The 20,585-nt window shown below is 61.6% G+C and carries 17 protein-coding genes; 10 read left to right on the forward strand and 7 right to left on the reverse strand.

Going from position 1 to position 20,585, the window contains the following annotated elements; genetic code table 11:
• Positions 1-6 precede the first annotated feature (6 nt).
• Both AC1DIJ_RS26900 and AC1DIJ_RS26905 read right to left on the reverse strand, forming a co-directional pair.
• Positions 7-939: an ABC transporter substrate-binding protein gene (locus tag AC1DIJ_RS26900; RefSeq protein ID WP_112390748.1), complete on the reverse strand. Its 933-nt coding sequence runs from the start codon at positions 937-939 to the stop codon at positions 7-9.
• Positions 940-1,046: 107 nt separating this feature from the next.
• Complete coding sequence (locus AC1DIJ_RS26905) at positions 1,047-1,520, reverse strand: Lrp/AsnC family transcriptional regulator (RefSeq protein ID WP_112390747.1); 474 nt, start codon at positions 1,518-1,520, stop codon at positions 1,047-1,049.
• 142 nt (positions 1,521-1,662) lie between these two features.
• Here AC1DIJ_RS26905 and AC1DIJ_RS26910 point away from each other — a divergent pair, with 142 nt between their 5' ends.
• A complete protein-coding gene (locus tag AC1DIJ_RS26910) occupies positions 1,663-2,568 on the forward strand; it encodes a DMT family transporter (protein WP_112390746.1) in 906 nt (301 codons plus the stop codon).
• A 43-nt stretch (positions 2,569-2,611) separates the two neighbouring features.
• Here AC1DIJ_RS26910 and AC1DIJ_RS26915 read toward each other — a convergent pair whose 3' ends face one another.
• Together AC1DIJ_RS26915 and AC1DIJ_RS26920 are read right to left on the reverse strand one after the other, a co-directional pair.
• Complete coding sequence (locus AC1DIJ_RS26915; RefSeq protein ID WP_112390745.1) at positions 2,612-3,226, reverse strand: L,D-transpeptidase; 615 nt, start codon at positions 3,224-3,226, stop codon at positions 2,612-2,614.
• A gap of 167 nt (positions 3,227-3,393) precedes the next feature.
• Positions 3,394-5,058, reverse strand: a complete 1,665-nt coding sequence (locus tag AC1DIJ_RS26920; protein ID WP_112390744.1) for an electron transfer flavoprotein-ubiquinone oxidoreductase — start codon at positions 5,056-5,058, stop codon at positions 3,394-3,396.
• Between the two features lie 253 nt (positions 5,059-5,311).
• Here AC1DIJ_RS26920 and AC1DIJ_RS26925 point away from each other — a divergent pair, with 253 nt between their 5' ends.
• The 3 genes from AC1DIJ_RS26925 (at position 5,312) to AC1DIJ_RS26935 (ending at position 10,746) form a co-directional block, all read left to right on the forward strand.
• Positions 5,312-6,100: an SDR family oxidoreductase gene (locus AC1DIJ_RS26925; RefSeq protein ID WP_112390743.1), complete on the forward strand. Its 789-nt coding sequence runs from the start codon at positions 5,312-5,314 to the stop codon at positions 6,098-6,100.
• 189 nt (positions 6,101-6,289) lie between these two features.
• Positions 6,290-7,618 carry an efflux RND transporter periplasmic adaptor subunit gene (locus tag AC1DIJ_RS26930; RefSeq protein ID WP_112390742.1) on the forward strand — a complete coding sequence of 443 codons (1,329 nt, stop codon included), beginning with the start codon at positions 6,290-6,292 and terminating at the stop codon, positions 7,616-7,618.
• Positions 7,615-10,746, forward strand: a complete 3,132-nt coding sequence (locus AC1DIJ_RS26935) for an efflux RND transporter permease subunit (RefSeq protein ID WP_112390741.1) — start codon at positions 7,615-7,617, stop codon at positions 10,744-10,746. The genes AC1DIJ_RS26930 and AC1DIJ_RS26935 overlap by 4 nt, the downstream gene beginning before the upstream one ends.
• A gap of 39 nt (positions 10,747-10,785) precedes the next feature.
• On the opposite strand, the gene blaOXA is transcribed toward AC1DIJ_RS26935, so the two are convergent.
• Positions 10,786-11,574 carry a class D beta-lactamase gene (gene blaOXA / locus AC1DIJ_RS26940; protein ID WP_477831678.1) on the reverse strand — a complete coding sequence of 263 codons (789 nt, stop codon included), beginning with the start codon at positions 11,572-11,574 and terminating at the stop codon, positions 10,786-10,788.
• Positions 11,575-11,697: 123 nt separating this feature from the next.
• Between blaOXA and AC1DIJ_RS26945 the strand changes: the two genes are divergently transcribed.
• The 5 genes from AC1DIJ_RS26945 (at position 11,698) to AC1DIJ_RS26965 (ending at position 15,485) form a co-directional block, all read left to right on the forward strand.
• Positions 11,698-12,588, forward strand: coding sequence for a LysR family transcriptional regulator (locus tag AC1DIJ_RS26945; RefSeq protein ID WP_112390739.1), 891 nt, complete (start codon positions 11,698-11,700; stop codon positions 12,586-12,588).
• Between the two features lie 142 nt (positions 12,589-12,730).
• Entirely contained in the window at positions 12,731-14,026 is a 1,296-nt protein-coding gene (locus AC1DIJ_RS26950) for an Hsp70 family protein (RefSeq protein ID WP_112390738.1), read from the forward strand.
• A 57-nt stretch (positions 14,027-14,083) separates the two neighbouring features.
• On the forward strand, positions 14,084-14,968 hold the full coding sequence (locus tag AC1DIJ_RS26955; RefSeq protein WP_112390737.1) for a uracil-DNA glycosylase: 885 nt from the start codon (positions 14,084-14,086) through the stop codon (positions 14,966-14,968).
• Between the two features lie 134 nt (positions 14,969-15,102).
• Positions 15,103-15,294: a hypothetical protein gene (locus AC1DIJ_RS26960; protein ID WP_112390736.1), complete on the forward strand. Its 192-nt coding sequence runs from the start codon at positions 15,103-15,105 to the stop codon at positions 15,292-15,294.
• Between the two features lie 41 nt (positions 15,295-15,335).
• The gene (locus AC1DIJ_RS26965; protein WP_310297801.1) at positions 15,336-15,485 is read left to right on the forward strand and encodes a hypothetical protein; all 150 of its coding nucleotides are present in this window, start codon (positions 15,336-15,338) and stop codon (positions 15,483-15,485) included.
• On the opposite strand, the gene AC1DIJ_RS26970 is transcribed toward AC1DIJ_RS26965, so the two are convergent.
• Positions 15,482-16,372 carry a hypothetical protein gene (locus AC1DIJ_RS26970; protein ID WP_310297798.1) on the reverse strand — a complete coding sequence of 297 codons (891 nt, stop codon included), beginning with the start codon at positions 16,370-16,372 and terminating at the stop codon, positions 15,482-15,484. The two genes, AC1DIJ_RS26965 and AC1DIJ_RS26970, sit on opposite strands and share 4 nt — an antisense overlap.
• Before the next feature lie 217 nt (positions 16,373-16,589).
• A complete protein-coding gene (locus tag AC1DIJ_RS26975; protein WP_112390734.1) occupies positions 16,590-17,519 on the reverse strand; it encodes a DMT family transporter in 930 nt (309 codons plus the stop codon).
• A 298-nt stretch (positions 17,520-17,817) separates the two neighbouring features.
• Here AC1DIJ_RS26975 and pepN point away from each other — a divergent pair, with 298 nt between their 5' ends.
• The gene (pepN, locus tag AC1DIJ_RS26980) at positions 17,818-20,466 is read left to right on the forward strand and encodes an aminopeptidase N (RefSeq protein ID WP_112446103.1); all 2,649 of its coding nucleotides are present in this window, start codon (positions 17,818-17,820) and stop codon (positions 20,464-20,466) included.
• Positions 20,467-20,585: the final 119 nt, after the last annotated feature.

Below are 20,585 nucleotides of genomic sequence, written 5' to 3' on the forward strand. Positions count from 1 at the left end.
CAGCGGTTACCCGGCCTTGTAGACTTTGGCGAGGATTTCGCCAGCGATCATCTCGGCGGTCTTCAGGCCGCGGAAGCGCGAGAACTGGTTGCGGTCGACCTCGAAGATGTTGCCGCTTTTGACAGCCGAGATGTTGGTGAAGGCACTGTTGCTCTTCCACTGATCGAAGACCGTGCCGCCGGCATCAGTCGCAACCAGGAAGACGTCGGGATTGACGGCGATCAGACGCTCAAGGCTGGCGCCGCTCTCGACCGCATCCGTCGAGTCGATTGCCGGCGTCAGGCCCATGGCCTTGAATACCGAGCCTGTGAAGGATGCGGACGTATGGAGGCTCATGGAATCGGCATTGGCGACGGCGAGCAGGAAGCGGCGCTTCTCGCCAGCCGGGATCTTGGCAACGAGGGCTGCGATCACCGCATCATGATCGGCAACCGCCTTTTCACCCTTGTCCTTTTCGCCGAGCGCATCGGCGATGGTCACCACGCCTTCCTTGATCGTCTGGTAACTGCCCTCCCAGCTGTTCAGCACGATCGTCGGCGCAATGGCGCTCAGCTGCGCGTAGATTGCCGAATGACGGAGCTGGTCGGCGATGATCAGGTCTGGCGCGAGCGCGCTGACGAGCTCAAGGTTCGGCTCAAGACGCGTACCGACGGAGCTGTACTCGACCTTCTTGCCGAGCAGCTGCTCGATGCGCTTCGGCTGGTTGTCGTCGGTAATGCCGACAGGCACGACGCCCAGCGCATCCAGCGACTGGACGAAGGAGAATTCGAGCGCCACGATGCGCTGCGGCTTGCCGGTGATTTCGGTCGAACCCAGGAGATGCGTGATGGTGCGTGCGGCGTCATCGGCCAGCGCCGGAGCGGCGACAGTGGCTGCGGCTGCAGCGCCAAGGAGAAGGCCGAACTGGCGGCGTGAAATCGAATTCTGAAACAGGCTCATGTCAAACTCCCAGCTGAAAACAGCAGCGGGGCGTTGATCCCCGCTCTCAAATTTCCGCTACAGAATTGACGCCGACACTTCAAGTAAAGTTTACAAAAATAATCACCTTATTTTGCGTCCGGCAATTTCAGGGCTCCATGGGTCTTCATGCTGCGGATCGCGAAGTTCGAGCGGATGTCGCTGACATTCGGCAATGTCAGCAGCGTCTCGGTTAGCAGACGCTCGTAGGCGGCCAGATCTTCGACCACGACCTCGGCCAGGAAATCTGCCGTGCCCGATATCAGGAAGCAGGAGACGATTTCGGGAATGGCAAGGAGCGCCGCCTGCTGCGCCTCGGAATTCTCGCGGGTGTGGTGCGCCACCTTGAACTCGACGAAGACGGTGAGGCCGAGGCCGACTTCCTTGCGGTCGATATCGGCACGGTAACCGCGGATGACCCCTGCTTTTTCGAGGTTGCGGATGCGGCGAAGGCAGGGAGACGGCGAGAGGTTGACCTTCTCGGCAATCTCCACGTTGGTGGCCCGCGCATCCTCCTGAAGGCACTTCAGAATAGCGATATCGAATTTATCAAGATTTGGCATATCCGCTCATTTCCAGCGACCATGTTGGCATATCATTGCTGATACCATGATCTGGAAGCCATAGATAGCAAGGACATGCCCCGGCCTTCCGGCCTATCCTTTTCTCAACCGGAAATGATCCGGACGTGCGGAGGATAGCGCGATGACCAGCTTCACCATCACCAATGAAAAGTCTCCTTCCCTCATTCCCGGCTATATCGGCGGAACCGTCACGGTGCTCATCTGGGCGTCGTGGTTCCTGGCGACCCGCCATAGCGCCGCAACGCCGCTTGGCTCGCTCGATATCGGGCTGATCCGCTACGGCATTCCGGCGCTGGCGCTGGCGCCGGTGTGGCTGAGGACCGGGCTGTTGCCGAAGGGCGTGCCGCTGCATCTGCTGGCGCTGATGGTTGCCGGCGCCGGTGCCGCGTTTTTTCTGCTGACGACGCTAGCGATCCATTCGACGCCCGCCGCCTCATCCGGCATCCTGCTCGGCGGCTCGATGCCGCTGGCGACAGCCCTAATCGGCATCGTCATCTTCGGCGAACGGCCCGACCTGACCCGCAAGCTCGGCCTTGCCGCCATCGTCGGCGGTGTGCTGATCCTGCTGTTGCGCAGCCTGTCGGATGCCTCGCTGCCGTGGACGAGCTTCGTCCTGCTCCCGGCCGGCGCAGTGTTATGGGCGAGCTATACGCATGCCTTCCGCCGCAGCGGCCTGACCGCTCTGCAGGCAAGCGCCCTGATCGCCATCTGGTCGTTCCTCATCATCGGCGTGCTTGCGCTGATCTTCGGCACCTCGCTGTCAAAGGCGAGCACCGCCGATATCGGCCTGCAGGTGCTGAGCCAGGGCGTGCTTTCAGGCCTCGTCGCGATGCTTGCCTATGGCACGGCGGTCAAGACGCTCGGTGGCACGCAGGCTGCGGCTTTCACGGCGCTGACGCCCGTGCTGGCGACGATAGGCGGAAGCGTGTTTCTCGGAGAGCCGGTCGGCATTGCCGAAATTGCCGCCGCCGTCATGACGGGCATCGGCGTGGCGCTCTCGACCGGGATTGCCGCCAGACGGCATTGACCGAATCGAACAATGAAAGCCCGGCATTGCCGGGCTTTCCCGTTCAGGCCTGGATGACGATGACCTTGGCGCCGGGCAGCACGCGATCATAGAGATCGATGACATCGTGGTTCAGCATGCGGATGCAGCCGCTCGACATGGCGAGACCGATCGATTGCGGCTGGTTGGTGCCGTGAATGCGGAAATGGGTGTCGTTGCCACCGCGGTAGAGATACATGGCCCGCGCCCCGAGCGGATTGTTGGGGCCGCCCGGCATGCCGCCGGCGAGCTTGCGATAGCGCGCCTCGCGGCGCTGCATGTTTTCGGTCGGTGTCCAGGTCGGCCATTCGGCCTTGCGCCCGACATAGGCGTTGCCCGCCAGCGCCAGCCCTTCCCGGCCCACACCGACGCCATAGCGCATCGCCTGCCCATCACCCAGAATATAATAGAGACGGCGGGCCGGCGTATCGACGACGACCGTGCCCGCAGCCTGATCCGAGACATAAGCGACCTGCTGACGGCGCAGGTCGGGATCGAGCTTTTCGAGCGGCATTGCGGGAAGCGGAAATTTCTCTGCCGGAAGCGCTGCGTAATTGGCGCGATGATCAGGACCGCTGGAAGCGCATCCCGCCAGAAGAGCGGAGAGGCCCATTACGAAGCCACGGCGGGAGATCTGCATTCAGACGGTCCTTAACATCAGGTTGATGCCCTGAAGTTAAGGAAAACATGGTTAATACGCAGTTAAACAGATGCCGCGCGGCGCAACAAGTAAGGCCGAAAAGTGGCGATACCGGCAGTTTTCACGGGCATGTGATCAAGTCCCATGCGCCACCCTGAGGTGCAGCCTCACATATTCGGATAGACCGGCCCCTCACCGCCCTGCGGGGGAACCCAGTTGATGTTCTGGTTGGGATCCTTGATGTCGCAGGTCTTGCAGTGGACGCAGTTCTGGGCGTTGATGACATAGGTCTCCTGGCCGTCCTTCTCCACCCATTCGTAGACGCCGGCCGGACAGTAGCGGGTCGAGGGACCGGCATAGATGTCGTGCTCCGACGACTTCTGCAGCGCCATGTCCTTGACCTTCAGATGAACCGGCTGATCCTCCTCGTGATTGGTGTTCGACAGGAACACCGAGGAGAGGCGGTCGAAGGTGAGAATCCCGTCCGGCTTCGGATAGTCGATCTTCTTGTGCTGTGCTGCCGGCTCCAGCGACTGCGCGTCGGTCTTGCCGTGCTTGAGCGTGCCGAAGAAGGAGAAGCCGAACAGCGTGTTGGTCCACATGTCGAGACCCCCAAGGCCGATGCCGACAAGCGTTCCGAACTTCGACCAGAGCGGCTTGACGTTGCGGACCTTCTTCAGGTCCTTGCCGATATCGGTCTTGCGCCATTCATTCTCGATCTCGATGATCTCGTCATTGGCGCGTCCCGCCTCGATCGCCGCGGCGATCTTCTCGGCCGCCAGCATGCCAGACAGCACCGCATTGTGGCTGCCCTTGATGCGGGGCACGTTGACGAAACCGGCCGAGCAGCCGATCAGCGCCCCACCAGGGAAGGTCAGCTTCGGCACCGACTGGTAACCGCCCTCGGTGATGGCGCGGGCGCCGTAGGAGAGCCGCTTACCGCCCTCGAAGGTGGTGCGGATCGCTGGATGCGTCTTGAAGCGCTGGAATTCCTCGAAGGGATAGAGATAGGGGTTCTTGTAGTTCAGGTGCACGACGAAGCCGACGGCGACCATATTGTCTTCAAGATGGTAGAGGAACGAGCCGCCACCGGCAGCCATGCCGAGCGGCCAGCCGAAGGAGTGCTGCACCAGACCCTGCCTGTGGTTCTCCGGCTTGACCTGCCAAAGCTCCTTGATGCCGATGCCGAATTTCTGCGGTTCGCGGTCCTTCGACAGGTCGAACCTGGCGATCAGCTGCTTGGCGAGCGAGCCGCGCACGCCCTCGCCGATCAGCACATATTTGCCGAGCAGTTCCATGCCGCGGGTAAAGTTCGGGCCGGGCTCGCCGTTGCGCTCGACGCCCATGTCACCGGTGGCGACACCGATGACGGCGCCCTCGTCATTATAGAGCACTTCGGTTGCGGCAAAGCCCGGATAGATCTCGACGCCGAGCGCCTCCGCGTGGCCCGCCAGCCAGCGACAGACGTTACCGAGCGAGACGATATAATTGCCATGATTGTTCATCAGCGGCGGCATCAGCACGTTCGGCAGGCGGATCGAGCCGGCCGGGCCAAGCACCAGGAAGTGATCGGCATTGACCTCCGTCTTGAAGGGATGGTCGCTCTCGCTGCGCCAGTCCGGCAGCAGCCGGTCAATACCGATGGGGTCGACGACGGCGCCGGACAGGATATGGGCACCGACTTCAGCCCCCTTCTCCAGCACCACGACCGACAGTTCCGGATTGACCTGCTTCAGCCGGATCGCCGCAGACAGGCCCGCCGGTCCGCCACCGACAATCACCACGTCGAATTCCATGCTTTCGCGTTCCGGAAGCTCTGTCGTCTCGGTCATCTTCGTTCGGTCTCCGCTCGGCCGCCGCCGCGGCTCATTCCCCAATCTGGGCTAATCTCTTGTCAAAACCGGAAAGCATTGTCGAGCCGGTAAGCGACAGCCAATCTCCCAATTCGCACAATGATTTCCTTCATGCGCATAAACCTATTTAACGTTTACGTTCACGTCAATTATACGGCGTGATTTTCTCGTTGATCCGCTTTTCTTTCCGCCTGCCCGCGCCTTATACAAAGGCACACCATTGGAGGATATCATGGATCTCGGCATCAAGGGCAAACGCGCACTCGTTCTGGCATCGTCACGCGGATTGGGCCACGGCATCGCGGTGGCCTTGGCGCGCGAAGGCGCGAATGTCCTGCTCTGCGGACGCAGCGGCGAGCAGCTCGACGCCAATTGCAAGGCGATCAATGCCGAGGGCAAGGGCAAGGCCGACTGGATCTGGGCCGACCTCGGCGACGAGAATTTCGTGCAGACGGTGACGTCAGCCGTCAACGACAAGTTTGGCGGCCTCGATATCCTGGTCAACAACACCGGCGGACCGACACCCGGCACCACCGAGGACATGACGGCCGAAAAGCTGGAAACCTATTTCTTCTCGATGGTTCTGCGGGTCATCACGCTGACCAACGCGCTCCTTCCCGGCATGAAGCAGCAGGGCTGGGGCCGCATCCTGACGGTTGCCTCCTCTGGCGTGATCGAACCGATTGCCAACCTGGCACTGTCGAATACGCTGCGCCCTGCCCTTGCCGGCTGGAGCAAGACGCTCGCCTCCGAAATCGCAAGCCACGGCGTCACCACCAATCTGCTGCTTCCCGGCAGCATCCTGACCGGCCGCCTCGACGAACTGGATGGTGCGGCAGCAAGACGCACCGGCCGCGCGATGGACGAAATCCGCTCGGAAAAGGAAGCGCGCATTCCCGTCGGGCGCTATGGAAAGGTCGATGAGTTCGCGGCCACCGCAGCATTTTTGTGCAGCGAACCAGCAAGTTACATCACAGGGTCGCTGATCCGTTGCGATGGTGGAGCGGCACGGTCGGTATAGTCGACCGATGTAGCGATCCAGTATATATTAGAGCCGGACTAATATTACCGAATGTTCATTACGAAAATTTAAGCTGTTATAAACGCTTAGTGATCGTAAGCGGCGAATAGTGTCTTTTTTGCGCCGCAAAATAGGCGGCTCATTTAGAGCATAAATTTCGCCCCATTCTGTTCAAAACCGGTCTCGCTCATGAAGAAATTCTGGATCACAGTCAGCATCGTCGCAATCGCCGCCGCCGGTATCTGGCAGTTCGGCAATCGCATCCCCTATGCCCAGCAGGTTCCCTATCTTTCGAAACTGATCAAGCAACCTGCCGCCCATGGCTCGGGCAAGGGAGATGGCAGCGCCAAAGGCGGCGATCAGCAGGCAGCGGCCGGCGATGCGGCAGCATCCGGCAGTCAAGCCGGCGGCAATGGCGGACATCGCCGCGGCGGTGCAGGCGGTCCGGCTGTGATCAAGACTGTTGCCGCAGCGCAGGCGGCCCTGCCGATCGACGTTGCCGCTTCCGGCTGGGCGGTCGCCGACGACAACACGACGATCGCCGCGCAGGAGCAGGGCCAGATCGTCGGCGTCAGCGTCCAGGACGGCGCAACGGTCAAGGCCGGCGATCTGATCGCCAAGCTCGACGACCGGTCGGCCAAGGCCGCGGTCGACAAGGATCGGGCGATGATTGTCCGCGATCAGGCAACACTCAGCGGCGCAGAGATCGCCTTGACCCGCGCACAGGACCTCGCCGACCAGAAGGCAGGCACCCAGCAAAGCTCCGATCAGGCCAAGGCGACCCGCGATAGCGCCGCCGCAACCGTCGAGGCTGACAAAGCCACCCTCGCCGCCGACCAGATCACGCTCGACCACACCGAGATCCGGGCGCCGTTCGACGGACGCCTGGGGGACGTGACGATCAGCAACGGCGCCTTCGTCAATGCAGGCTCGGCCATCGTCACCATCGCCAAATACGACCCGATCTATGTTCAGTTCAATCTCCAGGAACGCTATCTCAAGGAGCTGAAGACGGCGCTGGCTGCCGGTCCGGTCGATGTCAGCACTGCTCCGGATTCCACCAAAGGTGAAGTCCGCAAGGGCGCGGTCAGCTTCTACGACAATATCGTAGACAAAGCCTCCGGCACGATCGCCGTCAAGGCGCGTTTTGAAAACGCCTCGGGGGCGCTCTGGCCCGGCCAGTCGATCAACGTCGTCGTGCATTTCGACAACAAGGACCAGCAGATCGTCGTGCCGACGGTGGCGGTCAACCCGGGACCGACCGGTTTCTTCGCCTTCGTCGCCAAGGACGGCAAGGTTCAGCTGACACCGGTAACGGTCGCCCGCTCCAATGGCGGCTTTTCGGCCATATCGTCGGGGCTTTCGGCAGGCGACCACGTGGTCGTCGAAGGCCAGGGCAACCTGAACGACAAGCAGGCCGTCAACGAACAGTTCGACGACAAGGCACTCAATGTGGCCTCGGCCGCCGACAGCTTGCCGCAGCAAACAGGCAACGCCACCGCGGGGACTGAGGAATGATTCCGAACTTCTGCATCCAGCGTCCCGTCGCCACGACGCTTCTGGCGATCGGCGCTATCCTGGCCGGCCTTGCGGGATACCAGCTGATCCCGGTCGCCGCCCTGCCACAAGTCGACTTCCCGACGATCAACGTTTCTGCCCAGCTGACCGGCGCCTCGCCGCAAACGATGGCGACATCGGTTGCGACACCGCTGATCAAGCAGTTCGAGACCATTCCCGGCATCAGCGAAATCAGCGCATCGAGCTCGCTCGGCAATACCAGCATCGTGCTGCAGTTCGATCTGAACCGTGACATCGATGCGGCTGCAGCCGACGTCCAGGCGGCGATCTCCCACGCCACCCGGCAGCTGCCTGACAACCTGACGACGCCGCCGAGCTATCGCAAGACCAACCCGGCCGACGCGCCCGTCATGCTGATGGCGGTGCAGAGCGATACGATGCCGCGTAGCAAGCTCGACGAGATTGCCGAAGACATCATTTCGCCGTCGCTCTCGACGCTGCCGGGCGTTGCCCAGGTATCGGTATTCGGCGCACAGACCTATGCCGTTCGCGTCGAGGTCGATCCCAGCAAGCTTCAGGCCCGTGGAATCGGCATCGACACGGTGAATAAGGCCATTGCCGCAGCCAACAATCAGAGCCCGGTCGGCACGCTGCAGAACAGCTCCCAGACGATGACGATCAATGCGAATACGCAGCGCGTCAACGCCGACCAATTCCGCACGCTGGTCATCGCCTCGCCGAATGGCGCAGCGATTCACCTCAGCGACGTGGCAAATGTCGAGGACAGCGTCGAGAACCAGAATACCGGCAGCTGGTATGACGGCAACCGCGGCATCATCCTGGCCATCCAGCGCCAGCCGGACGCCAATACCGTCGATGTCGTTGATGCGATCAATGCAAAGTTGCCGCAGTTGCATGCGGAAATTCCGCCATCGGTGAAGACCGTGGTGATGAACGACGCAGCAAAGCCGATCCGCGCAGCCATCACCGACGTCAAGTTTACGCTGTTGCTGACGATCGGCCTCGTCGTGCTCGTCATCTATCTGTTCACCGGTCATTTGACGGCGACGATCATTCCGGGCCTTGCCGTTCCACTGTCGCTGATCTCGACCTTCGGCATGATGTATGTGCTGGGCTACAGTATCGACAACATTTCGCTGCTCGGGCTGACGCTCGCGGTGGGTCTCGTGGTCGATGACGCGATCGTCATGCTTGAAAACATCCTGCGCCATGTCGAGGAGGGAATGCCCGTCCGCGAAGCGGCGATCAAGGGTTCCGGCGAAGTCAGCTACACGATCATCTCGATGTCGGTTTCGCTGATCGCCGTCTTCATTCCTATCCTGTTGATGGGTGGCGTCGTCGGACGCGTCTTCAACGAGTTCGGCATGGTCGTTGCCATCGCCATCGTCGCCTCGGCGATCGTCTCGCTGACGGTAACGCCGATGCTCGGCTCGAGGCTTTCCGAAGGCCACAGCCGCCCGCCGCTTCTGGTACGGCTCTTCGATGCGGGCTTCGAACGGACCCTTCACGGTTACGACCGCGCAGTCGCCTGGTGCCTTCGGCATACCATGACCGTCATCGGCGTGTTCTTCGCCTCGGTGGCGCTGACCATCTACCTGTTCATGACACTGCCCTCGAGCTTCTTCCCGCAGGAAGATATCGGCCGCCTGCAGATCTCCACGCAGGCCCGCCAGGACATCTCCTACTCGGCCATGGAAGCCCTGCAGAAGCAGGCAGCCGCGGCTGTCAAGGCAAACAGCGCCGTCAATCACGTGATGTCCACGGTCGGCGGCAATGCGCAGAAGCCTCTGAACAACGGCACGATCTATGTCGAGCTTAAGGACAAGGACCAGCGCGTGCCGCTTGAGCAGACCCTGCGCGAACTGCGCTCGTCGCTCAACAAGATCCCCGGCCTGCAGGCCTTCGTAACCCCGAACCAGAGCCTGCGCTTCGGTGGCAGACAGACGGCCAGCCAGTATCAGCTGATCGTACAGGCACTCAACGCCGACACGACCAATCTCTGGGCCGGCAAGATGGTGACCGCGCTCCGCCAGGATTCGCGGTTCACCGACGTGACAACCGACGCACAGAACAATGCGCTGCAGGCCAACATCGTCATCGACAGCGAGAAGGCCGCAGCCTTCGGCATCGATAACGATCTGCTGCGCACCACGCTGCAGGAAGCCTTCAGCAGCTACACGGCGGCCGAGATACAGTCGACCGGCGATAGCTACGACGTCATCGTCGAATACGATACCGGCAAGCCCTGGGATGATCAGAAGCTGTCGGAGATCAACGTCGCATCGGCCAACGGCACGCTGGTTCCGCTATCGAATTTCGCGCATGTCCAGCGGACCACCGGCCCCGTTACCATCAACCAGACCGGCCAGCTCGTTTCGACGACAGTCTCCTTCAATCTGCCGGCCGGCGAATCCCTCAGCGATGCGACGGCGGCGATCGACCAGATCAAGCATGATATGAACATGCCTGCCGACGTGTTCACCAGCTACGGCGGCACCGCGCAGATCTTCGAACAGTCGCAGGGCAACACGCCTTATCTGATCCTGGCGGCGATCCTGACGATCTATGTGGTGCTTGGCGTTCTCTACGAGAGCTTCATCCATCCGCTGACCATTCTGTCGGGCCTCCCGGCAGCGGCACTCGGCGCGCTTCTGGCCCTGAAAGTCATGGGGCTCGACCTGTCGATCATCGCGCTCATCGGCCTGCTGATGCTGATCGGTATCGTCAAGAAGAACGCGATCATGATGATCGACGTGGCGCTGGAAAATCTCCGATCGACCAAGATGTCACCGGCGGAAGCGATCCACGAGGCTTGCGTGCGGCGTTTCCGGCCGATCATGATGACGACCTTCTGCGCCATGCTCGGTGCCCTGCCGATCGCGCTCGGCTCGGGCGCCAGCTCGGAGCTGCGCCAGCCGCTCGGCATCGCCGTCGTCGGTGGTCTGATCGTCTCGCAGGCGCTGACGCTGTTCATCACCCCGGTCATCTTCGTCCAGATGGGCCGCTTCGAAACCTGGCTCAAGCAGCGCTTCAGCCGCAAGCCGGCACATGAGGCGCCCGCCAACGAGGATGGCGAACCGGAGACCCGGGCGGTTGCCGCCGAATAAGACGACAAGAAAGGGCGCCTCTCCGGGCGCCCTTTTCGCTTAACGGCCTTCGACCAGCTTCGGCAGATCGGCGATCAGCGCATCGCGCGTTTCGAAGCTGATCGGATTGCCACGATAGCGATGGTTGCCGATAGAGAGCCTTGCGAAGACCAGACGCCGGTCGCCCCTCACCGCCCAGCCGACGAACCAGCCGAGCGGCCGCTCCAAATTGGTCTCGCCCTTGCTGCTGCGTAGCCAGCCGGAACCGGTCTTGCCCTGGATCGTCCAGCCATCGGCGGCTTGAAAGCGGGGAACGATCGCTTCCGTTTTCTGGCGCGCCTCCTCCGAGATCGGCAGCTCGCCGCGCCGGAAACGCAGCAGGAAGCGTGCCTGCTCTTCCGCCGAAATCTTCAGCGACGACATCAGCCACGCCTGCGTCAGCCCGCCGGACACATTCTCGTTGCCGTAGCCGAAGCCCGCGACATAGCGGGCAAAGGCGCGGTCTCCGAGCTTCGTCGTCAGCTCCTGCGAGAACCAGACGACGGAATCCCGTAGCCAGATTGCCGGATCGGTGTCCTTTCGCTCGATCTTGCGCTGCCGCTGCAGTTCCGGCCCGTAGCGCCAAAGGGGATTGTGCTCATCGACCAGAATACCAGCATCGTAACCCATCATGGCCAAGGGCAGTTTGAACGTCGATTGCGGATAGAATCCCTGATCGCAATTGCCCTGGCGGAAAATGGTCTCGCCGGTCTTTTCATCGATAATAACGGTGCAGCGGATCGGATCACCAGCCAGGGCCGCATCCACATTGCCGAGAAGCGCCGAAATGCCGAATAAGAAGGCGAAGATAAGAGATTTTGAAACTGCCACTGCCGTGCTCCATGTGGTTCGACACGGCTTTCTAGGCCGGCTTGCGAGGCCCGATCAAACGATGATATCTGCGGTCAGGCATGAATTGAATTAGGCCATCTCATGGTTCGACCCTACCTTCCCCTCAACGCCCTGCGCGCTTTCGAGGCAGCTTCCCGACATCTGAGTTTTACCCGCGCTGCCATCGAACTCTGCGTCACGCAGGCCGCCGTCAGCCATCAGGTGAAGCTTCTGGAGCAGCGCCTCGGTGTCACCCTCTTCCGCCGCCTGCCGCGAGGGTTGATGATCACCGAGGAGGGACTGGCGCTGCTACCGGTGCTGCGCGAATCCTTCGATCGGATGGCCGACATGCTGGAGCGTTTCGAGGGCGGGCAGCTGCGCGAGGTGCTGAAGCTCGGCGCGGTCGGCACGCTGGCGGTCGGCTGGCTGCTGCCGCGGTTGGCCGACTTCCGGGCGAAGTTTCCCTATATCGATCTCCGGCTTTCGACCAACAACAACCGGGTGGATATCGCCGCCGAAGGCCTCGACTACGCGATCCGCTTCGGAAACGGCGCCTGGCACGATATCGAAGCCGAAGCGCTGTTCGAGGCACCGCTCTCCGTGCTCTGCATTCCACCGATCGCCCGCACACTGAAAACCCCTGACGACGTTGCCCGGCAGACGCTGCTGCGCTCCTACCGCACCGACGAATGGCCAAGCTGGTTCGAGGCCGCAGGCGTCGAGCCGCCACCGATCCTCGGACTGGTCTTCGATTCGTCGGTACTGATGGTCGAGGCAGCGATGCAGGGCGCGGGTGTGGCGCTCGCCCCGCCGTTGATGTTCTCGCGGCAACTGGCGGCCGGCGAAATCGAGCAGCCTTTCCCTGTTTATATCTCCAAGGGCAGCTACTGGCTGACCCGCCTGAAATCGCGGCCGGTGACGCCGGCGATGGAGACCTTTCGCAGATGGATGCAACAGATGTCGGAGGAGACGCAGACAGCCGCTTCGGCCTGATTCTGCGGGTTGCTTTCGCCGCCGTCCTATGCGATCACCCGCGCTCTCAAGAATTCGCAGGGCGCGCAGATGCGCCGCCCTTTTCGCATCCGGGCTGGTTCCCGGTCCAAGACATTTTGACGGATATTGAAGGAGCACGGCCATGGCACGGGCGCTCGGGCTTGATTTCGGCACGACCAATACGGTTCTGGCAATGGCGGATGGCGCCAATGCGACGCATTCGATGAGTTTCACCAGCGCGGCAGGCACGGCCGACAGCATGCGAACCGCCCTCTCCTTCATGAAGGACGCGCAGCTCGGCGCTTCGGCGCTCAAGGTCGAAGCGGGCGCGGCAGCGATCCGCCAGTTCATCGACAATCCCGGCGACTGCCGCTTCCTGCAGTCGATCAAGACCTTTGCCGCCAGCGCCCTCTTCCAGGGCACGCTGATCTACGGCAAGCGCCAGAGCTTCGAAGACCTGATGGAAGTCTTCATCCGGCGGCTTCGCGGCTATGCCGGCGACAACTGGCCGTCCGACGTCAGCCGCATCGTCGCCGGCCGCCCGGTGCATTTTGCCGGCGCCTCCGCCGATCCCGCATTGGCGACGGACCGCTACAACGAGGCGCTGTCGCGCTTCGGCTTTCCTGAAATCCACTATGTCTACGAACCGGTCGCAGCCGCCTTCTACTTTGCGCAGAACCTGACGTCCGACGCCACCGTGCTGGTCGCCGACTTCGGCGGCGGTACGACGGACTATTCGCTGATCCGCTTTGAAACCATTGCCGGCAAGCTCACCGCCACGCCGATCGGCCATTCCGGCGTCGGCATCGCCGGCGATCACTTCGACTACCGCATGATCGACAATGTCGTCGCGCCACAGATCGGCAAGGGGAGTCATTTCAAGAGCTTCGACAAGATCCTTGAGGTGCCGTCGAACTACTATTCCAGCTTCGGCCGCTGGAACCAGCTGTCGATCTTCAAGACCTCGCGCGAGTTCGAAGACCTGAGAAAGCTGGTGCGTACCGCGCTCGAGCCCGAGAAGCTGGAAATCTTCGTCGATCTCGTCGATCACGACGAGGGCTACCCGCTCTACCAGGCGGTGTCGGCGACGAAGATGGCACTCTCCGCCGAAGAAGAAGCGGCCTTCGACTTCGCGCCGCTTGGCCGCGGCGGACAGCGCACCGTCAAGCGCAAGGATTTCGAAACCTGGATCGCCGACGATCTCAGCCGCATCGAAGGCGCGCTTGATGACGTGCTGGAGAAGACGCAGACCAAGGCGGAAACTATCGACAAGGTCTTCCTCACCGGCGGCACATCCTTCGTACCAGCCGTGCGGCGGATTTTCACCGAGCGCTTCGACAGGGACAAGATCGAGAGCGGCGGCGAGCTGCTGTCAATCGCTCACGGTCTCGCGCTGATCGGCGAACGTGACGACATTTCGCAATGGACTGTGCAATAGGCCGCCCGGCCGTTGGCAGCACTTTCATTGGTGCTGCCGCTCCGCTAAGGTCGCCAGATGATCTCCGCAAACGACCTCTCCCCGGCCGAGCTCGCAGCGCTTCTGCATTTCCATGCGGATGCGGGCGTCGAGTGGCTGCTGGAAGAGGAGGCCGTCGATCGCTTCGCCGAATTCGAAGCGATGAAGGCGGCGAGACGCGCCACCGCCCCGCAGCAATCCGCTCCGTCAAGCCAGCCGCAGCCTCAGGAACGGGCGGCACCGCAGCGCCAGGCGCCGGCCGCGGCAGCATCTTCAGCGTCGAGGCCTCAGCCTGCCATTCCGGACGGTGAAGCCGTGCAGCAGGCGCGCTTTGCCGCCGAAAGCGCCCGCTCGCTCGCCGAACTGAAAACCGCGCTCGAAGCCTTCAACGGCTGCAATCTGAAACACAGCGCCCGCTCGACCATCTTTGCGACCGGCGATGCGGCGCGCGGCATCATGGTGATCGGATCGGCGCCAAGCGCCGAGGATGATCGCGAAGGACAGCCCTTTGCAGGCCGCCCCGGTGCGCTGCTCGACAAGATGCTCGCAGCGATCGGCCTGGACCGTTCCAGCATCCTGCTGACCCAGGTCATCCCCTGGCGGCCGCCCGGCAACCGTGTGCCGTCGGCGGCGGAGATGGATATCTGCCGACCCTTCATCGAGCGGCAGATCGCTCTGGCGGAGCCGAAAGCCATCCTGCTCCTCGGAAATTTCGCGGCTCGCGTCTTTTTCGGCGAGACGGACACCATTCATGGCCTGCGCGGCCAGTGGAAGGAAATCGGTGCAGGCACCCTGACAGTTCCGGCGCTGGCCACATTGCATCCGCAGGACTTGCTGACCGCACCGGTCAATAAGCGCTTGGCCTGGAACGATCTTTTAGCGTTTCAGCAGAAACTGCGCGACCTCGATCTGATTACAAAATAGCCAATCTTAAAGATTTTATGAATGAACCCATGCGCCAGGCGCATGCCTGCGTCTCATTTAGGTGCATTGCAGAATCAATGCTGCGCTGCAATATATACTCGTGTCTTGGGAGGAATCTGACAGGAACCAAGGCAATGAACACACGTTTTCGTCCAATACACTGCGGGTTTGAAACCCTGCGCCTCGCCGGCGGCCCGATCCGCACCACGCAAGGCTATAGCCGTCTCGGCTTCGCAACCAACGAACAGATGATCGCCCGCGGCACCGGCATCACCGGACGCACGACGCGTCCAGCTGCGATCTTCGCCGACTTCCAGGAATACTGAGTTACCGCGCCGCCCAACAGGGCGCGCGGATGGAGTTTAGCATGTCTGCCGTCATCATCTCGCTGCTTCGCAATATCGAAACCATCGAGCACATTCGTGCCGCGGTCTGTGCTGCGAAGGAATATGAGCGCGAGCTTAGCGGCGGCGAGCCCGCGACGCCGGTCAAGGACATTGCCGCGATCGCGCTCTAGGCGCAGACGGCAAACCTGACGGGATCCTGCTCGATCTGCGTCTTCGCAAATTCGAAAGCCTGATCGACATAGGCGAACTTGATCGCCTGCCAGCCGCAATAATTCTGCAGAAACGCCTTGGAAAGCCAAAGCTGTGTCTTCTTCGGCTCGTCGTACCAGCCGAGGCATCCCTGCTGGACGGCCTTGGCAAACAGCCGCTGCAGATGCGTCCGCGACATCATGAAATCGCCTGCCAGATTGCGCGTCTCGATGCGTCCGACGCTGTAGCGCTCGCCGTCGCAACTCTGCAGATCGATCCTCGATATCAGATGATCGACCACCATGCCGCCAGCCTCGGTCCAGAGGAACAACCCCACCTGCTCCGGCGGCTCGCGCCAGCCGTCGTTGTGCAGGCAATTCTCCGCGATCAGCGGATGGGCAAGGCGCATCAGCTCCGGATTGGCTTGGAAACAGGCCGCACGGTTGCCCTCATCGATTAGATCGAGTGCAGTCAGGTTCGACAGAAACCATCCATACATCGCCTGATGACTGACCTCGGCAGGCTCGAAATGGCGCGGCCGCCGGCGTTCCTCGCCCGGCGTATGGGCAATGAAGCGATAGGTCAGCAGTTCATCGATGAAATTCAGCACCGTGTTGCGGCTCGCCACCTTGTAGTCGGTGATACGCGCGGTCAGTGCCACGGCGGTAAAGCCTGTCGATGCATCCTCGGGATCGTGCTGGAGGCTTAGCGCATAGGCGGTCTGGGTCAGCAGCCAGCGCTGGTGCGAAGCGAGAAGCCTGGCAAGACGCGGGGCGGCATCGAACATGCCACGCATATCGCCCGCGAGTAGCCGGATTGAAGCCAGGAAGTTCGGGTGGTGCGCCAGTTCGTCAGCCGAAAATGCCATAAGCGCCCCCGCTCGCAAGCCAGCTTCCGGAGCTACCAGCCTTCGGGACAATTCAGTCCTTTTTGGTGGCCATTCGCATATGCAAGGCTTTGAATAAATGAAACTTCGTCAGCTTCATCAATCATATTCAAGGCGGCTTTGGTATCCTAAAATTTCGCCAGTATATTCCCGCTGGAGAGGTGCAATAGGATCGGAATCAACTCCGTCCAGCAAGCGGTCAGCCGCCTGCGCGCCGGGCATTTCGGCGCTCCAGACCGAGCCGGTGTTCGCGGTGAATGATGTAGACACCGGCCGCGATGACGATAGCGGTGCCGACCATCATGTGGCCGCCCGGCACGTCTCCAAAGACGACATAGCCGATGACGCCACCGAGCAAAATCGACGTATACTCGAACGGCGCGATGGTCGAGACGTCGGCATGCCGGTAGCTCTCCGTCAGCAGGATCTGCGCCACTCCGCCGCAAAAGCCGGCACCGACGAGAAACAGCGTCGTCTCGAGATCCAGCGAGTACCAGCCAAACGGCAGCGTCAGCAAGGAGCAAAGTGAGGCGATCATCGAGAAGTAGAGAACGATCGTCGCCGTGCGCTCCTCCTCCACCAGCTTGCGAACCTGGATCATCGCCATACCGGCGAGTACCGCCGAGAGCAGCACGCAGATGGCGCCGACCGCCTGTTCCGTCTCCATCCCGCCGGCGCGAAACAGCGTCAGCTTTGGCCAGGAAACGATCGCCACCCCGACAATGCCGAAGAACACCGCGCTCCAGCGGTAAAGCCGCACACGTTCCTTCAGGAACACCGCAGCGAAGATGACGGCAATCAGCGGCGTGGCGTAGCCCAGCGCAATCGCTTCAGGCAGCGGCAGGTGCATCAGCCCGTAGAAGCCGAAGCCCATCGAGATGATGCCGATCGTGCCGCGTTTCACATGACCGACGGGATTGGCCGTGTAGAAAGCAGCCTTCAGCTGACCGCGATAGGCGAGATAGGCCATGATCGGAAACAGCGCGAAGAACGAGCGGTAGAAGGTCACCTGCCCCGGCGCGATACCGGTTCCCGCCAGCTTGATGAAGGTCTGCATGCCGAGAAAGACGACAACCGACGAGACCTTCATCAGGATCCCCCTCATCGGGTTTCTCAAAACCGATTCCATGTCTTCCCAAGCTCGCTGGCGGCTGATGTTCCAAGGCAGGAGGATACCGCCGACTCGGCGGCACAGTGGCGTGTGACGGCATGGTAACGAAAGAACGGCGGTGATGGGGAAAATTTCCAGCGAAAAGCGAAATTCGAGGAAGTGTCAGGAAAAGTCCAGCACCGGCGCCGAAAAGAAAGCTCAGTGGCCTTTGCTTTAAGTTTAGTTCAGACTTTAATGTAATCATCGCCCCCAAAATTTACGGCGGGGATTCCGTTCCTGTCACGGTCATATCGTTAAAGGTCTTCAGGGAACACTTATGCGTACAGACACAGGCCAGGTCATTAACCTGGCAGACTACCGGCCCACCGATTTCGTGCTTGAGCGCGTGGACCTGACCTTCGAACTCGACCCGACGGAGACCAAGGTCGAGTCGCGGCTGATCTTCCACCGGCGCGAAGGCGCCGATCCGAAGGCACCGCTGATCCTTGACGGCGACGAACTTTCCCTGTCCGGCCTGCTGTTCGACCAGATCGAGATGCCCGCGGCGCAATATTCTGCGACGCCGGATGGTCTCACGGTTCGCGATCTCCCGGCCACCGAACCTTTCGAACTGACGATCACCACGATCATCAATCCTTCCGAAAATACCCAGCTGATGGGCCTCTACCGCACCGGCGGCATCTACTGCACGCAGTGCGAGGCCGAAGGCTTCCGCCGCATCACCTATTTTCCGGATCGTCCCGACGTTCTGGCGCCCTACACGGTCAACATCATTGCCGAGAAGGCCGCCAACCCGTTGCTGCTGTCAAATGGCAATTTCCTGGGCGGCGCCGGTTATGGCGAAGGCAAGCATTTTGCCGCCTGGTTCGATCCGCATCCGAAGCCGAGCTATCTCTTCGCGCTGGTTGCCGGCGATCTCGGCATCATCGAAGACACGTTTACGACGAAAACCGGCCGCGACGTCGCGCTGAAGATCTATGTCGAGCATGGCAAGGAGCCGCGCGCGGCTTACGCCATGGACGCTCTGAAGCGCTCGATGAAATGGGACGAAGAGGTCTTCGGCCGCGAATACGATCTCGATATCTTCATGATCGTCGCCGTCTCCGACTTCAACATGGGTGCCATGGAGAACAAGGGCCTCAACGTCTTCAACGACAAATACGTCCTTGCCGACCCCGAGACCGCGACCGATGCCGACTACGCCAATATCGAGGCGATCATCGCGCATGAGTATTTTCACAACTGGACCGGCAACCGCATCACCTGCCGCGACTGGTTCCAGCTGTGCCTGAAGGAAGGCCTGACGGTTTATCGCGACCACGAGTTCTCCTCGGATCAGCGTTCCCGTCCGGTCAAGCGCATCGCCGAAGTGCGCCACCTGAAGTCCGAGCAGTTCCCGGAAGACGGCGGTCCGCTGGCGCACCCCGTTCGCCCGACGAAGTACCGCGAAATCAACAACTTCTACACGACGACCGTCTATGAGAAGGGCAGCGAAGTCACGCGCATGATCGCGACGCTGCTCGGCAAGAAGCTCTTCAAGAAGGGCATGGACACCTATTTCAAGCGTCATGACGGCGAAGCGGTGACGATCGAGGATTTCGTCAAGTGCTTCGAGGACGCCAGCGGGCGCGATCTCACGCAGTTCTCGCTCTGGTACCATCAGGCCGGCACGCCGCTGGTCACGGCCTCGGGCACCTATGACGCCAAGGCCAAGACCTTCACGCTGCAGCTCGAACAAGTCGTTCCTGCAACGCCTGGCCAGGCCGACAAGAAGCCGATGCATATCCCGCTCAGCCTGGCGCTGTTTGCCGAAAGCGGCAAGGCGATCAAGCCGAAGTCGGTCGAAGGCGCCGAATATGCCAACGAGGTGCTGCACCTGACCGGCAAGACGCAGACCGCCGTCTTCCACGGCATCGCCTCGCGCCCGGTCGTGTCGATCAACCGCAGCTTCTCGGCGCCGATCAACCTGCATTTCGATCAGGCCCCGGCCGATCTCGCACTGCTCGCCCGCCACGAGACCGATCATTTCGCCCGCTGGCAGGCTCTGACCGATCTGGCCTTGCCAAACCTCCTCAAGGCCGCCCGCGACGCCCGTGATGGCAAGGCGGTCGCCTGCGAACAGACCTTTGTCGATGCCCTGCTCGCAGCCGCCTCCGACGACGCGCTGGAGCCCGCCTTCCGTGCCCAGGCGCTGGCGCTTCCGAGCGAAGCCGATATCGCCCGCGAGCTCGGCGGCAATAACGATCCCGACGCGATCCATGCCGGCCGTCAGGCGGTGATGAAGCAGATGGCCGAACAGGGTGCCGCAATCTTCGCAAATCTCTTCGAGACGATGACGACATCGGGCGCCTTCAGCCCGGATGCAGCGAGTGCCGGACGGCGCGCGCTGCGCAATGCCGCCCTCACCTATCTCTCCTACGCAGAGAACACGCCGGTTCGTGCCAAGGCCGCCTTCGACGCCGCCAACAACATGACCGAGCAGCTGCACGCCCTGACGCTCCTGGCGCACCGTTTCCCTGACAGCGCCGAGGCGATCAGCGCCCTGTCGGCCTTCCGCGACCGCTTCGAGGAGAATGCCCTCGTCGTCGACAAGTGGTTCTCGGTCCAGGCGACGATCCCGGGTGCGGCGACGCTCGATCGCGTCAAGAAACTGATGGACAGCCCGCTCTTCAAGCGCACCAATCCGAACCGGGTCCGGTCGCTGATCGGCACCTTCGCCTTCACCAATCCGACCGGCTTCGGCCGGGCCGATGGCGAGGGCTATCGCTTCCTCGCTGGCGAGATCCTCGATATCGACCAGCGCAATCCGCAGCTGGCTGCCCGCATCCTCACATCGATGCGCTCCTGGCGCTCACTGGAGCCGGCGCGGGCCGATTTCGCCCGTTCGGCTCTGATGGAGATCGAACGCGCGCCTGGCCTTTCGAGCGACGTGCGCGATATCGTCGAGCGGACGCTCAAGGGGTGATTTGCGAAGGCAAGGTCCGGCCGCTTGCGCCCGGACCTTGCCAGACTCACCAAGAAATCAGCACTTATAAATAGTTAACAGATTTTTACCTTTGCCTCTGGACACGGCGAATCAGGAAT

The organism is Rhizobium sp. 10N427 (assembly GCF_056394605.1).

What these genes read in the sequence shown, in the direction of transcription:
- AC1DIJ_RS26900 (WP_112390748.1), bottom strand. Translation starts at nt 939, where the DNA reads ATGAGCCTGTTTCAGAATTCGATTTCACGCCGCCAGTTCGGCCTTCTC.
- AC1DIJ_RS26905 (WP_112390747.1), bottom strand. Translation starts at nt 1,520, where the DNA reads ATGCCAAATCTTGATAAATTCGATATCGCTATTCTGAAGTGCCTTCAG.
- AC1DIJ_RS26910 (WP_112390746.1), top strand. Translation starts at nt 1,663, where the DNA reads ATGACCAGCTTCACCATCACCAATGAAAAGTCTCCTTCCCTCATTCCC.
- AC1DIJ_RS26915 (WP_112390745.1), bottom strand. Translation starts at nt 3,226, where the DNA reads ATGCAGATCTCCCGCCGTGGCTTCGTAATGGGCCTCTCCGCTCTTCTG.
- AC1DIJ_RS26920 (WP_112390744.1), bottom strand. Translation starts at nt 5,058, where the DNA reads ATGACCGAGACGACAGAGCTTCCGGAACGCGAAAGCATGGAATTCGAC.
- AC1DIJ_RS26925 (WP_112390743.1), top strand. Translation starts at nt 5,312, where the DNA reads ATGGATCTCGGCATCAAGGGCAAACGCGCACTCGTTCTGGCATCGTCA.
- AC1DIJ_RS26930 (WP_112390742.1), top strand. Translation starts at nt 6,290, where the DNA reads ATGAAGAAATTCTGGATCACAGTCAGCATCGTCGCAATCGCCGCCGCC.
- AC1DIJ_RS26935 (WP_112390741.1), top strand. Translation starts at nt 7,615, where the DNA reads ATGATTCCGAACTTCTGCATCCAGCGTCCCGTCGCCACGACGCTTCTG.
- AC1DIJ_RS26945 (WP_112390739.1), top strand. Translation starts at nt 11,698, where the DNA reads ATGGTTCGACCCTACCTTCCCCTCAACGCCCTGCGCGCTTTCGAGGCA.
- AC1DIJ_RS26950 (WP_112390738.1), top strand. Translation starts at nt 12,731, where the DNA reads ATGGCACGGGCGCTCGGGCTTGATTTCGGCACGACCAATACGGTTCTG.
- AC1DIJ_RS26955 (WP_112390737.1), top strand. Translation starts at nt 14,084, where the DNA reads ATGATCTCCGCAAACGACCTCTCCCCGGCCGAGCTCGCAGCGCTTCTG.
- AC1DIJ_RS26960 (WP_112390736.1), top strand. Translation starts at nt 15,103, where the DNA reads ATGAACACACGTTTTCGTCCAATACACTGCGGGTTTGAAACCCTGCGC.
- AC1DIJ_RS26965 (WP_310297801.1), top strand. Translation starts at nt 15,336, where the DNA reads ATGTCTGCCGTCATCATCTCGCTGCTTCGCAATATCGAAACCATCGAG.
- AC1DIJ_RS26970 (WP_310297798.1), bottom strand. Translation starts at nt 16,372, where the DNA reads ATGGCATTTTCGGCTGACGAACTGGCGCACCACCCGAACTTCCTGGCT.
- AC1DIJ_RS26975 (WP_112390734.1), bottom strand. Translation starts at nt 17,519, where the DNA reads ATGGAATCGGTTTTGAGAAACCCGATGAGGGGGATCCTGATGAAGGTC.
- pepN (WP_112446103.1), top strand. Translation starts at nt 17,818, where the DNA reads ATGCGTACAGACACAGGCCAGGTCATTAACCTGGCAGACTACCGGCCC.